The 15233-nt window shown below is 39.9% G+C and carries 12 protein-coding genes; 10 read left to right on the top strand and 2 right to left on the bottom strand.

From position 1 onward, the window contains the following. Positions 1–18 precede the first annotated feature (18 nt). From IPU53_RS10050 to IPU53_RS10020, 7 genes are all read left to right on the top strand, one after another. Entirely contained in the window at positions 19–2310 is a 2292-nt protein-coding gene (locus IPU53_RS10050; protein WP_207450355.1) for a glycoside hydrolase family 95 protein, read from the top strand. Positions 2311–2537: 227 nt separating this feature from the next. After that, on the top strand, positions 2538–3806 hold the full coding sequence (locus tag IPU53_RS10045) for a lactate racemase domain-containing protein (RefSeq protein ID WP_207450353.1): 1269 nt from the start codon (positions 2538–2540) through the stop codon (positions 3804–3806). 18 nt (positions 3807–3824) lie between these two features. Further along, a complete protein-coding gene (locus tag IPU53_RS10040; RefSeq protein ID WP_207450351.1) occupies positions 3825–4595 on the top strand; it encodes an SDR family oxidoreductase in 771 nt (256 codons plus the stop codon). A 25-nt stretch (positions 4596–4620) separates the two neighbouring features. Then, on the top strand, positions 4621–5421 hold the full coding sequence (gene larE, locus IPU53_RS10035; protein WP_207450349.1) for an ATP-dependent sacrificial sulfur transferase LarE: 801 nt from the start codon (positions 4621–4623) through the stop codon (positions 5419–5421). Between the two features lie 80 nt (positions 5422–5501). Then, a complete protein-coding gene (locus IPU53_RS10030; protein WP_207450347.1) occupies positions 5502–6977 on the top strand; it encodes a gluconokinase in 1476 nt (491 codons plus the stop codon). A gap of 14 nt (positions 6978–6991) precedes the next feature. Further along, complete coding sequence (gene larB, locus IPU53_RS10025) at positions 6992–7735, top strand: nickel pincer cofactor biosynthesis protein LarB (protein WP_207450345.1); 744 nt, start codon at positions 6992–6994, stop codon at positions 7733–7735. Positions 7736–7758: 23 nt separating this feature from the next. Continuing rightward, entirely contained in the window at positions 7759–8214 is a 456-nt protein-coding gene (locus IPU53_RS10020; protein WP_207450343.1) for a GNAT family N-acetyltransferase, read from the top strand. A 1232-nt stretch (positions 8215–9446) separates the two neighbouring features. On the opposite strand, the gene IPU53_RS10015 is transcribed toward IPU53_RS10020, so the two are convergent. Continuing rightward, the gene (locus IPU53_RS10015) at positions 9447–10364 is read right to left on the bottom strand and encodes a nuclease-related domain-containing protein (protein WP_207450341.1); all 918 of its coding nucleotides are present in this window, start codon (positions 10362–10364) and stop codon (positions 9447–9449) included. Positions 10365–10455: 91 nt separating this feature from the next. Beyond that, on the bottom strand, positions 10456–11445 hold the full coding sequence (locus IPU53_RS10010; RefSeq protein WP_207450339.1) for a LacI family DNA-binding transcriptional regulator: 990 nt from the start codon (positions 11443–11445) through the stop codon (positions 10456–10458). A gap of 277 nt (positions 11446–11722) precedes the next feature. On the opposite strand from IPU53_RS10010, the gene IPU53_RS10005 reads away from it, so the two are divergent. The 3 genes from IPU53_RS10005 (at position 11723) to IPU53_RS09995 (ending at position 15187) form a co-directional block, all read left to right on the top strand. After that, positions 11723–13234, top strand: a complete 1512-nt coding sequence (locus IPU53_RS10005; protein ID WP_242698207.1) for a tagaturonate epimerase family protein — start codon at positions 11723–11725, stop codon at positions 13232–13234. 203 nt (positions 13235–13437) lie between these two features. Continuing rightward, positions 13438–14841, top strand: a complete 1404-nt coding sequence (gene uxaC, locus IPU53_RS10000) for a glucuronate isomerase (protein WP_207450337.1) — start codon at positions 13438–13440, stop codon at positions 14839–14841. Positions 14842–14851: 10 nt separating this feature from the next. Then, the gene (locus IPU53_RS09995; RefSeq protein ID WP_207450336.1) at positions 14852–15187 is read left to right on the top strand and encodes an NIPSNAP family protein; all 336 of its coding nucleotides are present in this window, start codon (positions 14852–14854) and stop codon (positions 15185–15187) included. The last annotated feature ends 46 nt before the right edge of the window (positions 15188–15233 follow it).

Below are 15233 nucleotides of genomic sequence, written 5' to 3'. Positions count from 1 at the left end.
GATGATGAGGAGATAAAAATGGCTAGCACAAAAAAGCTATGGTATAAACAACCTGCACAAAATTGGAATGAGGCTCTACCAATTGGAAATGGTCGGTTAGGTGGTATGGTTTTCGGTGAAGTAGTGGCAGAGCAAATTCAATTAAATGAGGATTCAGTCTGGTACGGTGGCCCACGGGAGCGGAATAATCCGGATGCTATCCGTTATTTACCAGAGGTGCGAAAGCTTTTATCGGAAGGAAAATTGAGAGAAGCAGAGAAATTAGCATCACTAACTTTTCCGGGCCTCCCATCATCTCAACGCCATTATGAACCACTCGGGGATCTGCTAATAGAACTCCAACATAATGAAAAAGATTATACCAGTTATAGCAGAGAACTGGATTTACAAAACGGACTCGTCCGAGTGCAGTATACACTTGGTCATGTGCAATATCAGAGGGAGATTTTTAGTAGTTATCCTGATCAGGTAATGATTATCCGGTTGACAGCCTCGGAAAAACGTTCGATTTCCTTTATGACGCATTTTGATCGAGGAAAAACTCGAAATTTGGATGATATGGAGCCATCTTCTGTTGATAGCCTTGTTATGAGGGGGATTACCGGTGGAAGAGAAGGAATCGCTTTTCAAAGTGTGGTCCGGGCCATACCAGAAAACGGCTCAGTGAAGACGATTGGCAATCGTTTAATTGTGACAGATGCTGATGCTGTGACTTTAATTCTTTCTGCAGCGACTTCCTATCGCTATAAGAGTCCAGAAGATCATTGTATAGAATTGATTAATCGGACGTCACAAAAAGAATATGATCAATTATTTTCAACACATGTTGACGATTATCAAACCTTATTTAACCGTGTTGATCTACAGATCGAGGAACCGAAAGGAAAGCATGAGCTGGCAACAGATGAACGTTTAGAATTAATGAAACAAGGAAAAGAAGATGTTGGTTTAGTCTGTACTTACTTTCATTTTGGACGATATTTATTAATTTCATCCAGTCGTCCTGGGTCTCTTCCGGCAACATTACAAGGAATATGGAATAATAAAATGCTTCCACCTTGGGACAGTAAGTTTACAATTAATATAAATACAGAAATGAACTACTGGCCGGCAGAGGTATGTCAGTTATCCGAATGTCATCAACCTTTGTTTGATCATATTGAGAAAATGAGAGAAAGTGGACGAATCACTGCTCAAAAAATGTATGGTTGCCGTGGCTTTGTTGCTCACCATAATACGGATATATGGGCGGACACTGCTCCACAAGATATCTACCTGCCTGCTACTATTTGGCCGATGGGAGCTGCTTGGTTGAGTTTGCATTTATGGAATCATTATGAATACACAAGAGATAAACAATTCTTAAGTAAAGCATATGAAACTTTAAAAGAAGCGGCGCTGTTTTTTGTTGATTTTCTTATAGAAACTGAAGATGGATATTTGATTACCTCTCCGTCTGTATCTCCTGAAAATACTTATATTTTGCCAAATGGGGAAAAGGGAAAATTATGTCAAGGGCCATCCATGGACAGCCAGATTATCCACCAACTTTTTGAAAGTGTGATTGTTGCAAGTGAGATTCTTGATCAAGATAAAGATTTTCGAAATGAATTATTACACATGATTAAAAAATTGCCTAAATCAAAAATTGGCAAATATGGACAAATACAGGAATGGTTAGAAGATTATGAGGAGGCAGCCCCTGGACATCGCCATATTTCCCATCTCTTCGCTTTACATCCAGGAAATCAAATTTCGCCAAGACATACACCGGCATTAGCCGATGCGGCAAAAGTAACCTTGGAGAGAAGATTAAAACATGGGGGCGGACATACGGGATGGAGTCGGGCGTGGATTATCAATATGTGGGCTCGTTTAGAAAATAAAGAGCAGGCGTATAACAACTTAATAGAATTATTAAAATCCTCTACTCTGCCAAATTTATTTGATAACCATCCACCATTCCAAATCGATGGTAACTTTGGCGGCATTGCTGGTATTGCCGAGATGTTGTTGCAAAGTCATATGAACGAAATTCATATTCTTCCCTCCATTCCTAAAGAATGGAAGAATGGAAAGGTACGAGGTTTACGAGCTAAAGGTGGCTTTGAAGTTGAAATAAATTGGAATGATAATAATTTCAAGCATGGCAAGATAAAATCATTAAATGGCAATTTATGTACGATTAGGACTGCCATCCCAGTAGAGATTACAAGTGGTAATGAAAGAATAAATCCAGAACAACTTGGTGTAACTGTTTATCAATTTGAAACAGAAAAGGGGAAAGAGTACAGGATAGAAGTTTTATAGACGGTAAAAATCACAGTAAAGTGGAGGAAATATGATTCAATCCTTCCGTTTTCATGATCCAGTTGTAATTTATACACTATCTTGAAAAAGGGCTCATTTCTGAAAGAATAAATTAATAACAACGTTTTCTTTGAAAATGTTTACAAAACAATTTGCCTGATCTATTATTAAAGAGATAGGAAATAGTTGGAATCTTAAGATCATATTTATAAATGGAGTGAATATCCGTGAGTATCATTAAAGAATTAGTCCAGGATATCCCAATTCCTAAATTGGCTAAAGTTAAACAACAATTTGATTCAAGTCAAATTGATGATTTAACAGCTGCTTTACAACCTCTGTTGGAACGTGAAGAGATCAAAAGTAAAGTAAAGCCAGGCATGGAAATAGCAGTTGCTGTCGGAAGTAGAGGATTAGATCGCCTTGTGGAGATGACAGCTGTGACGGTACAATTTTTAAAAGAGCTTGGAGCGAAGCCATTTATCGTTCCTTGTATGGGAAGTCATGGGGGTGCTACTGCTGAAGGACAGCAGGCTGTGCTGGAACATCTCGGTGTCACCGAAGAAAGTGTCAAGGCGGAAATACGTTCCTCTATGGAAGTGATTTGCTTAGGTGAATTGCCGAATGGATTACCCGTTTATATTGATAAAATCGCCTCAGAAGCGGATGGCATTGTTGTCATCAACCGCGTTAAACCACATACAGCTTTTCGTGGTCCGATTGAAAGCGGTATTATGAAGATGATCAGTATCGGCTTAGGGAAACAAAAGGGAGCGGAAGCATGCCATCAACTTGGCTTCAAACATATGGCAGAGCATGTTCCCGCTATGGCTAAAATTACGCTTGCAAAGATGCCGATTTTATTTGCTGTGGCGACGGTTGAGAATGCATTCGACAAGGTTCATACGATTGCTGTTCTTGAACCGAATGAAATAGAAGAAAAAGAGATTCAATTACTAGAATTAGCAAAGAGTCAGTTGCCAAAACTTTATTTTGACCAGATTGATGTATTGGTTATTGATAAAATTGGTAAAAACATTAGTGGCGATGGGATGGATCCAAATATCACCGGCAGATATCCGACCCCTTATGCCTATGGCGGTCCAGAAGTATCAAAAATGGTTGTCCTCGATTTAACGGATGAAACAGAGGGAAATGCGAATGGAGTGGGAACTGCGGATTTCACGACGCAAAGATTAGTAGATAAAATGAATCGGGATTTCACCTATGCGAATGGCTTAACCTCAACAGTAGTCGGCCCAACTCATATTTCTACAGCGTTAGCCAATGATCAATTTGCGATTCAAGCGGCCATTAAAACATGTAATATTTTGGATTTTACAAAAGTTAAAATGGTCCGGATCAAAAACACGTTAGAAATCGGCGAGATTGAAGTATCGGAAGCTTTACTTGATGATGTTCATAACCATGAACATATAAAGAAGGTATCTGATCTTTATGAATGGAAATTTGATGAAACTGGAAACTTATTTTAGCTTGATGGAGGGAAGAAAATGAGTGCATTGTTTGATCTAACTGGTAAGGTGGCAGTAGCGATTGGCGGCAATAGCGTTCTAGGTGGTTCGATTGCTAAAGGTTTAGCTGAACATGGAGCAAAGGTTGCAATTGTTGGCAGAAACATGGAATCAGCTGAGAACGTTGTGCGGGAGATTGTAGAAAATGGTGGGGAAGCAAAAGCTTTTCAGGCTGATGTGAGTGAATTAGATACGGTGAAAAAAGTAGCAGACGAGATTGAAGAATGGGCAGGAGGCTACGATATTTTATTAAATGCTCCAGGTAAAAATAGCCCAACGCCTTTTTTTGATTTAGAGGTGGACGAGTGGGACGATATTATGGATGTGAATCTGAAAGGACTCGTATTTACGATTCAGCATTTTGCCAAGCGAATGATGGAGCAAGAGCGGAAAGGCAGCATTATCAATATTTCCTCAGTTTCATCCGGGCCCCCGTTATCGAAAGTATTTACATACTCTGCATCCAAAGCTGGGGTAGATAGCATAACTCAATTTTTGGCAAGAGAATTTGCGCCTCATGGTATACGGGTAAATGCGCTTATTCCAGGGTTCTTCCCAGCGGAGCAGAATCGGAAAATTTTAAGTGACGAGCGAGTGGAGTCGATTATGGGCCATACGCCAATGAAACGTTTCGGCGAACCGGAAGAACTACAAGGAGCGGCCGTTTACTTAGCCTCTGACCGCGCTTCTGGTTTTGTAACTGGAACATTTATCAGGGTTGATGGCGGTTTTGGTAGTATGACAATCTAATATGATTTTGAAAGGAGATCGTATTTTGCTAGAGGAAAAAGTTGAAAAACTGACATCCATTCTCCGAGAAATGAATAAAGTCGTCGTCGCTTTTTCTGGTGGTGTGGACAGTACCTTTTTATTAAAAATGGCTGTCGATACTTTAGGAAAAGACCGTGTTCTGGCCGTGACGGCCGATTCAGAAACTTATCCGACGAAGGAATTGCTAGAAGCGAAAGAATTGGCAAAGGGAATCGGGTCTCGTCATATGGTTGTGGAAACTTCAGAGTTAGCGATTCCTGGTTACACCGAGAACGATCGCAATCGTTGTTACTTTTGTAAAAATAGTTTGTTTGAGCATTTAATTCCAATTATGGAGGAGAAAGGCTTCCAAAATGTTGTCTATGGCGTGATTGCAGATGATTTGAATGAATTCCGGCCAGGTATGAAAGCAGCGAAAGAAAAAGGTGTGCGCGGACCATTACAGGAAGCGAATTTATTTAAAGAAGAAATAAGGATTCTATCGAAGGAGCTGGACCTGCCAACATGGGATAAACCATCCTTTGCTTGTTTGTCTTCGCGGATTTCTTATGGTGAAACAATCACACAAGCGAAGCTAACAAAGGTAGAGAAATCAGAAGCCTATATTCAAAGCTTAGGCATTCGCCAAGTGCGTGTTCGAACTCATGAAGATATTGCTAGAGTAGAAGTTGAACCGCGAGATATGTATATTTTGCTAAATAATCATGCGAAAATCGCCAAGAAACTACAAGATTTTGGTTATAAATATATTACAATGGATTTGAATGGTTACAAAAGTGGAAGTATGAATAAAGTATTGGTTTAGCGTATATTGGTGTTAGGGGAGATGAAAAATCTCCTCTCTTTCATTTTTAAAAAGAAACAAGCTAAGGGATGTGTGAATGTATGCAAAAGGAATATGTGATTGGGATAGACCTTGGGACAACCAGTGTAAAGGCTGTATTATTTGATACGAAGGGACAGTTCATTGCTGAAGCAGAAAGATTGAATACTTTTTATTATCCGAGCGCTGACTGGGCCGAGCAAGACCCCGATGAAATTGAAGAATCTGCGCGTTTTACGCTTAAAGAAGTGATTGAAAAAGGAAAGATTGCCAAAGATCGTCTAGTCGCTGTTGGCTTTTCCTGTGCAATGCATTCATTGATATGTGTGGACGAGAGCTATCAGCCATTATCAAAGATGATCATTTGGTCTGATGGGAGAAGTAGTCGTCAGGCTGAACAATTGAAAAAGGGAAGTGGTAAGCAACTCTTTTTAAAAACAGGTGCACCAATCCATCCAATGACCCCTTTTTTAAAACTATTATGGATGAAGGAAACAGAAGACGAAGCCTATCAGAAGGCGGCATATTATATTTCCATGCAGGAATATCTTATCGAGAAATGGTTTGGAGAGCGGATTATAGATTATTCTATGGCCTCCGCAACAGGTTTACTGAACATTGAAAATGTCGCATGGGAAGAGGAAGCACTTGAGTTAGTTGGAATAAGAAGAGAACAGCTTTCTAAGATTGTATCTCCAACAACACGCTTACCTCATCTAAAAAAAGAAATTGCCGATGAAATCGGTGTTGCTGACGATTTACCATTTGTAATCGGAGCGGCAGATGGACAACTTGCAAATCTTGGAGATGGGGCGATTTCACCAGGAGAAGTAGCCATCTCAGCTGGGACAAGTGGAGCGATTCGCCAATTTATTAGCGGTGCTGCAGTAAATGAATCAGAAGAAACATTTACATATCTTTTTACGAAAAATAGTTCGATTATCGGTGGGGCGACGAATAACGGCGGCATCACCTTACAATGGTTAAAAGATCTTCTAGATTATAAAGGACCTTTAGAGGATCTTTTACGTGAGGCGGAAGCAATTGCTGTTGGGGCAGAAGGACTTATTTTTCACCCTTATATTAATGGAGAAAGGGCGCCATTATGGAACCAACGGGCAAAGGGGAATTTTTACGGATTTACAATTGGACATACACGTGCACATTTAGTTCGTGCAGTCTTAGAAGGAATTGTCCTGAATCTTTTTCAAATAGGACAGTCTCTAGAGAAACTAGCTGGACCTCCAAAGAAAATTTGTGTCAATGGGGGATTAACCAAATCATCGTTATGGGTGCAGATCTTAGCAGATGTCTTCGCTCAAGAGATACATCTCTCAGATACACCTTACAGTGCTGCTTGGGGGGCTGCATGGACAGCTCTTGTCGGCATTGAAAAAGTAGACTCTTTTGAAAAGATTAAAGATAATCTGCCAGCTGGAAAAGTGGTTCAGCCAAATCTTACTCGACATGAACAATATAAATATATCTTTAAAAAATATGAACGTTTGGCAAACGATTTACAGGCTTATTTTATTTGAAGGTGTGGGCATCAATGGAAAAAATATTACAACAAGTACGAGATGGGCAATTAACGGTGGAAGAGGCAAAAGCTCAATTAGCCACTTATGAAAACCTGGGATTTGCGAAGGTAGATCACCATCGGAAAAAGCGACAAGGCATTCCGGAAATTATATATGGGGAAGGAAAGACTCCAGATCAAATCCTCGCCATTTTGAAAGCCATTTTAGCTAAAAAAGAAGATGTTTTAATTACTCGGATATCAAAAGAAAAGGCGGTAGTGATTTTACAAGAATATCCGGAACTGGGGTATCATGAGATCGCTCGGATTCTATCTTATCAACATGAGTCAAAAAATCGAAGATCAGGCTATATATCCGTGATTTGTGCAGGCACTTCGGATCTTCCTGTTGCGGAAGAAGCAGCAGTCACGGCAGAAGTATTAGGAAGTAATGTAAAACGAATTTACGATGTCGGTGTGGCGGGCATCCACCGCCTATTTGACCAAATTGAAGACATTCAACATGCAACGGTGTCAATCGTTGTTGCTGGAATGGAGGGGGCACTACCAAGCGTAGTCGGTGGTCTCGTTTCCCACCCTGTTTTAGCCGTCCCAACCAGCATTGGCTATGGCGCCAATTTCGGCGGCCTATCCGCCTTATTAACCATGCTCAACTCGTGTGCCTCCGGGATCAGCGTCGTCAATATTGATAACGGCTTTGGTGGTGCCTATAATGCGGTGTTGATTGATCGAATGGTGAGAGGGGGAAGGGACTAAGCTATTTTTTAGGAGGTGTTGAGTTGTCCAGAATAGAGATAATCAAGCTGGAGTCAGATTTACTTACTGAAGCAAGTCAACTTTTAGCGGATTATATGTATTCCAACGATGAATGGGGAAAAGAACAGCTAGAGAGCTGTAGGAATAACCTAGCTTGCTTATTAGATTTCCCAAGCGCCGATTTTTTCATGGCCAAAAAAGAAACAGATTTTGTCGGATTTATCGCTGTCAATTGGAGCTTCTCGACAAGGGTAGGAAAACCATTTTTACGGATTCAGGACCTATATGTCCGCCATGACCACAGGAAAAAAGGTGTGGCGAAGGCTCTTATTAATAAGGCGAAAGTATGGGCAGAACTTCATCAAGCAAATAGGCTTCAACTTAACACGGGGACAAATAATAGAAAGGCCCGTCAATTATATGAAGGGTTAGGCTTTGAATGGTTTCCTGATAAGGAAATCTATATGTACTTTCTATAAAATTATACTAAATCTTGAGAATCCATTCGATTCTCAAGATTTTTAATGTAGAAAAGGTGTCCATATGCCCGAACGAATGTTAAAGAATGAAAAATGGTTAGATAGCAAGTTACATAGATCTCGTAAAGGACTAGGCAAATTTGGCTGTCCCCGAAATGAAGTCAATCCAAGAAAAAGGTAACGGCGAAGCGAGTGGCCGTGCCCGAAATGGAGCCAACCCAAGAAAAGGGAAACGGCGAAGTCAGTGGCCGTCCCCGCAATGAATCCAACCCAAGAAAAGGGTAACGGCGAAGTCAGTGGCCGTCCCCGCAATGAATCCAACTTAAGAAAAGAGTAACGGCGAAGTCAGTGGCCGTGCCCGAAATGGAGCCAACCTAAGAAAAGAGTAACGGCGAAGCGAGTGGCCGTGCCCGAAATGGAGCCAACCTAAGAAAAGAGTAACGGCGCAGCGAGTGGCCGTGCCCGAAATGGAGCCAACTCAAGAAAAGGGAAACGGCGAAGCGAGTGGCCGTGCCCGAAATGGAGCCAACCCAAGAAAAGGGAAACGGCGAAGCGAGTGGCCGTGCCCGAAATGAATCCAACCTAAGAAAAAGGTAACGGCGCAGCTCATGGCCGTGCCCGAAATGAAGTCAATCCAAGAAAAGAGTAACGGCGAAGTCATTGGCCGTGCCCGAAATGAATCCAGCCTAAGAAAAGAGTAACGGCGAAGCGAGTGGCCGTCCCCGAAATGGAGCCAACCCAAGAAAAGGGAAACGGCGAAGTCATTGGCCCTCCCCGAAATGGAGCCAACCTAAGAAAAGAGTAACGGCAAAGTCAGTGGCCGTGCCCGAAATGAATCCAACCTAAGAAAAGAGTAACGGCGAAGTCAGTGGCCGTGCCCGAAATGGAGCCAACCTAAGAAAAGAGTAACGGCGCAGCTCATGGCCGTGCCCGAAATGGAGCCAACCCAAGAAAAGGGTAACGGCGAAGCTCATGGCCGTGCCCGAAATGGAGCCAACCCAAGAAAAGGGTAACGGCGAAGTCATTGGCCGTGCCCGAAATGAATCCAACCTAAGAAAAGAGTAACGGCGAAGTCAGTGGCCGTGCCCGAAATGGAGCCAACCCAAGAAAAGGGTAACGGCAAAGTCAGTGGCCCTCCCGGGAATCAATCCAATCTGAGAAAAGGAAGACAATGTAGATAGTGGCTGGTTCTGATTAATTGGTTATTTTAAATAATGAAATTGCCCATACTATTATTTTTTTAGAAGATAGTAAGAAAATCCCCCTCTGTCAATAAAAATGAAATTTTCTGTTAAGATTCTTCTAATTATTTTCTTAGATAGAATCCCCCCACACCATTCATAAATGGATTTTGTAGTGATTTTTCTTTCGGGGAACAGTAAATGAAATTCCGCTATGTGTTCGATGACAGCTGTTTCCGCTTTTATCTCTCGGTAGCAATGCTCGCATAAAAGTATGTGAAACGTTTTGACGGTTAGGAAGTTTTTACAGCATGAGCAAGTCATGCCTTTTCGTAATTGATCGTATTCATACTCAGGTAACTGTTCATATGATGAATTCTCTATATGATGCGTAGCGAATTTCTCTGATAAGGATTTCTGATTTTGTGTGATTTCGAGGTTGGAAGCTAGCAATTTCTTTAAAAAACGATTTAGTTGGGTTGGAAATATGATGGGTTGATGCAGGGGCGCTTGATACAAGGTGAATTCGGGATTAATGAAGATGACATAGGGTTCAATAGAAATGGTGTACCCCCATTTATGGAGAAGTTGTCGAAGTGAAAATTCGCTTCTTTTTAGTTGCGAGAGGGGGTTTCTAATTTCTTTTCCGTTGGAAGCGACGTACCAATTGTCTTGTTGAATATAAAAATCACCTTCGTAATTTTTGATTTCAAAAAGATAAATCTTATTTTTTTCGATAAAAAGGCTATCTAATTGAAACTCCGTTTTATTGCTTGGTAGTAATAAATCGTAGAGAATTATTTGGTTTTTAAGAGGAGTCTTATTTAATTGCTGATAAAAGGCCATTTCACCGTTGTATCCTTTTTCAAGGTTGTCCACATGCTGTTTTTCCTCCAATGATAGCTTCATGCGTGGAAGTAAAGACTGTAAAACAAGTAATTCTCTAGATTTTCTGGGTTTATCATGCATTGTATCTTTCCTTTCTTATATAATAATAGTTCCATAGTAAAGAATTTTCAGAACAATTTCAAGGGAAAGACTCAAATCTTCCCCAAAAAAATCATGCTTCAATTGCTTTGCATGAAGCTCTTTCGTGCAGGATGGGCTGTAATTTTTTGATTTTTGGTTCGATGTCCTGTTTTTCAATTTGTTCGATCACAGTATGGACAATTTCCTTTGCTAATTGATCAACCGGGACACCAATCGCAGTTAACGGAATTTCAAGATTCGCCATTTGCGGGATATTATCATAACTAATAATCGAAATATCATTCGGTATATCGAGTTGATTTTCCTTCAGTCCTCTGATAATTCCGCTGCTAATATCATAACTTCCACCAACAATTGCCGTAGGAAGAGAGGGAGCAATGATCAGTTTTTTTACAGCAGAGTAGCCATTATACCAATCTAATCCTTCTGTATTTACGAGATAATGGGGATCGAGCGGAATCTTATACTTTTTGACAGCTTGGATGAAGCCATTGTATTTGGCTATTTGCATCGGATCGTTTACAGAGATGTCGCCAATATAAGCGATTTTTCTATGGCCTAACTCATATAAATACTGAATCGCATCATGCATTGCTTGTCCATGATTTGCATCAATAATTGGATAGGGAGAGACTGTTTCTCTTGAAACCCCGTAAGTAAGCAAGGGGATTGGATGGGTTTCAATCTCTCTATCATCCTCTTCCTCAAATAAAATAATCCCATCAACTTGAAACTTGCGAAAAGTTTCTAGGGAGGCTTCAATTGGATCGACAGATAGAATCATGGAATAAGCAGTTTTACGAATTTCATCACTAATTTTGGTTACTAAAGTTGCTAACACGACTCTTTCAATTGTAGGCCAAATTAAACCGACCAGTTTTGTTCGTTTCGAAACAAGACGTTGGGCGGCAAAGTTCGGTTCATAGCCCATTTCTTGAGCAATTGCAATTATTTTATCTTTCGTATTCTTTTTCACTAAAGGACTATTATTCAATGCTTTGGAGACTGTTGAATAACTAACGCCTGCTAGTTGAGCGATATCCTTGATCGTTATACTCATAACATCACCTGAAAAATCTTATTTTTATCGGACAGTAATCCTCCTGATTGGAGTCTCACTTTATTAATGTATCATAGATTCGTGCTCTTTACATTGCTGGTGCGCTAAGCCGTTTATCCGGCGTTTAAACTTTTCTGAGGAAAATGACGGAAATAGGTTGTTCTAGAAAAGAAAATGATTTACTATTATTATAACAACGTTGTTATAAATTATCCATCGATTTGTAATCGTTATCAAATCAAACCTATTTTCATATTTTTGAAAGGAGTTCGGTCAAATGACACACTTAGTAGATCAAAAGGTACATTTATTGGAATTAATGAATGATTTAGAAAAAGGAGAAGTTCCGGTATCCTCTTCTACGAAAATCTATACTCATTCCTATGTAGAACAAGACGGCACTCGGTTACTAATGGTGCATGATCAAGAGGGCAAGTGGTTACTGGCAGTCGGTGAAGGGGTTATTTTTAATGATCTTCAAGGAATGATTTTAACTGATGGTAAAAAAGTTTGTCCACTTACTCATGAAAATCGTTTAGTCTTAAATCGATATTTCGATTATACCGTTCCACGTGCATTTGGTACGAAAACGGCTACAATGGGATTAGGGGACCGTTTAGGCTTGGCTTCGCCGGGACATATTGAAACCGTTAACAATCGAAATATCAAACCCATTCTTGCTCAACAAAGTATTCGTGAATTAACGCTTTTAAATAGAACAATGAACGATATGTTAGATGCCGCAAGCTTTGCTGTTTTTCAAGAAGGATATAAGGATGGATATGGGGCTGATGGTGATCATATTAAAGAAGAGAAGGATATAGAATATGCCTTGTCATTAGGGGTATCTATGTTGACGCTAGATTGTTCCGATCATATCCCTAAACAAATTGAATCACTATCATCAGAGGAATTGGAGAAGGCATTTAATCAAGTAGATGCTGAAGCAAAGGCTTATTTTCAAAATGAATATACCAATAAAACCTTTTCTGTGAATGGTCTTTCGATTCAGTTTGATAAAATAAATGTCATGAAAAATGTTTTACAGTATGCGAAAGCTCTAAATTTTATGGCACATGTCTATGATACTTACATTAATGAATCAGATCGTCCGATTGATTTTGAAATTTCTATTGATGAAACAGAGACCATCACCTCCCCGCAGGCTCACTTTTTCGTTGCCAATGAACTACAGCGTAGGGGTGTTAGCGTAACAAGCTTGGCACCAAGATTTTGTGGAGAATTCCAAAAAGGCATCGATTATATTGGCGATATTGAACAATTTGAGCGTGAATTAAGCGAGCATGCCTTGATTGCGGAGCATTTCGGATATAAGCTAAGTATTCATTCTGGTAGTGATAAATTTAAGGTATTCCCAATTATCGCCAAATATACGAAAGGGGTCCTTCATATTAAAACGGCTGGAACGAACTGGTTAGAAGCAATCAGAGTGGTGGCTAATACGAATCCAAGCCTTTATCGCCGTATGCATAAATATGCCTTGGATCATTTTGAAGAGGCATTGGCTTATTATCATGTGACCCCAAATTTAAACAGCATTACTCCACTTGAGCAAGTTGCAGATGAAAAGCTTGCCGACTATATGAATCATGAGGCCGCCCGTCAGTTATTTCATGTGACCTATGGGATTCTTCTCACAGCAAAAGATGATCAGGATGAGTTTTTATTTAAAGATGAATTTTTTGATGTATTACAACAAAATGAAGACGTTTATCGGGAAGCGCTTGTAAGCCATATTGGTAAACATGTTGATTTATTGGGATTGTAAGCTAGGACGGAAATGAATGTAAAAAGTGCGAATTCAAAAAGGACCAAATTTCGGTGACTACGCTCCCCTGACGTTGCAAGTTCGAGGCTGAGCTGACTTCGACACAGGGCGTGCCGTACATAGTTGGAGATCACCAATCTCGCAGTATCATTTTTACTGGACTTTTTGAACATCCTCTAAAATGAAAGAAAGCTGGTGTGAACATGAAAGAATTTATGAATGGAAATTTTTTATTAGAAAATGATGTAGCGGTTCAACTGTACCATGAGTATGCCAAAGATATGCCGATTATTGACTACCACTGCCATTTAAGTCCACAGGAAATCTATGAAAATAAGCAATTTAAGAATATTACCGACATCTGGTTGTATGGGGATCATTATAAATGGCGGACATTGCGCGCAAATGGGATTGAGGAAAAGTTTATTACTGGGGATGCAAGCGATTATGATAAATTTCTAGCTTGGGCGAAAACAGTTCCAATGTTAATCGGCAATCCTTTATATAATTGGGCCCATTTAGAATTGCAAAGATTTTTCGGCATTTACGATCTCTTGAATGAGGAGACAGCCCCTACTATTTGGGAAAAAGTGAATAGTCATTTGAATGGTGAGGGTTTTGGTGCACGAGACTTTATTATAAAGTCGAATGTGAGAGTGGTTTGTACAACCGATGATCCAATAGACACATTAGAATACCATCAGAAAATAAAAGAGGATACCAGTTTCGAAGTATCCGTTCTACCGAGTTTCCGTCCTGATAAAGGGTTAGAAATTAACCGAGATGGCTTTCAAGCTTGGGTGAAAAAGCTCGAAGATGTTTCGGGAACGCAAATTCATTCATATGAGGATTTCCTGCAGGCACTTGAAGAAAGGGTGGACTTTTTTCAATCAGTTGGCTGCAAAGTTTCTGATCATGCGCTTGATTCGATGATGTTTACCAGAACAACCAAAGAGGAAGCATCGATCTTTTTCAAAGAGGCTTTGGACGGTAAGAAAGTTACCCTTGAGGGTGAGAAAAAATATAAAAGTTACACACTGAAATTTCTCGGGAAATTATACGCAAAATATGATTGGGCTATGCAATATCATATTAATGCTCTAAGAAATAACAATACGAGAATGCTAGAGGAACTTGGTCCAGATACTGGTTTTGACTCCATGAATGATGAAGGAATTGCCAAGCCATTAGTAGGGCTATTAAATGCATTGGAAAAAGAAAATGCCTTGCCTAAGACCATTTTGTATTCGCTAAATCCGAATGATTTTCCGACGATTGCCGCGATGATTGGTAGTTTTCAAGGTGGGGGAATCCCTGGGAAAATTCAATTTGGAACAGCTTGGTGGTTTAATGATACAAAAGCAGGCATGTTGAATCAAATGCAAATTTTAGCGGATATGGGTGTATTTAGCCGTTTTATCGGAATGCTAACTGATTCACGCAGCTTCCTATCCTATACACGGCATGAATATTTTCGAAGAATCGTTTGTAACTTTATCGGCGAGTGGGTTGAAAAGGGAGAAGTTCCTCATGATATCAAGTTCTTAGGGGGAATTGTTCAAGGCATCGCGTACCATAATGCAAAATCTTATTTTCAATTTGAATAGGGGAGGTTTCATGATTTACCGAAGAAAAAAGTATAATGTAAATCCACAGATTGTGAAAGAATTTAATCGACATTTTAAACAGACGTTATTACCGGCACAGCTGAAATACGGGGCACGGCTAGTCGGGCGATGGATGACGACTGAAAAAGAAAACGAAGTAGAAATTATGGCTATTTGGGAATATGATAGTTTGGAAGAATATGAAAAGATAGAAGCAAAGGTAAGAGGAGACCAAGAACATGTAGCACGTGTTCAAGATTGGTATAAAAAAATGGGTGGAAAAGAAAATCTAAAAGATGTATTTTATCAGATAAATCAGGATTTTTTAGAATCAACATTATACTAGATGAACGAAAAACCTCCAGACCTATAAAGCCTGGAGGTTTTTTGAA

Source organism: Bacillus sp. SD088, assembly GCF_017355205.1.
Classification (GTDB): Bacteria; Bacillota; Bacilli; order Bacillales; family Bacillaceae_C; genus Lederbergia.
The sequence above is the reverse complement of the archived record's forward strand: the minus strand, read 5'-3'. Positions and strand labels throughout refer to the sequence as shown.

Coding starts and splice junctions, on each gene's coding strand:
- IPU53_RS10050 (WP_207450355.1), top strand. CDS start 19: ATGGCTAGCACAAAAAAGCTATGGTATAAACAACCTGCACAAAATTGG.
- IPU53_RS10030 (WP_207450347.1), top strand. CDS start 5,502: ATGCAAAAGGAATATGTGATTGGGATAGACCTTGGGACAACCAGTGTA.
- larB (WP_207450345.1), top strand. CDS start 6,992: ATGGAAAAAATATTACAACAAGTACGAGATGGGCAATTAACGGTGGAA.
- IPU53_RS10040 (WP_207450351.1), top strand. CDS start 3,825: ATGAGTGCATTGTTTGATCTAACTGGTAAGGTGGCAGTAGCGATTGGC.
- IPU53_RS10005 (WP_242698207.1), top strand. CDS start 11,723: ATGACACACTTAGTAGATCAAAAGGTACATTTATTGGAATTAATGAAT.
- IPU53_RS09995 (WP_207450336.1), top strand. CDS start 14,852: ATGATTTACCGAAGAAAAAAGTATAATGTAAATCCACAGATTGTGAAA.
- IPU53_RS10015 (WP_207450341.1), bottom strand. CDS start 10,364: ATGCATGATAAACCCAGAAAATCTAGAGAATTACTTGTTTTACAGTCT.
- IPU53_RS10010 (WP_207450339.1), bottom strand. CDS start 11,445: ATGAGTATAACGATCAAGGATATCGCTCAACTAGCAGGCGTTAGTTAT.
- uxaC (WP_207450337.1), top strand. CDS start 13,438: ATGAAAGAATTTATGAATGGAAATTTTTTATTAGAAAATGATGTAGCG.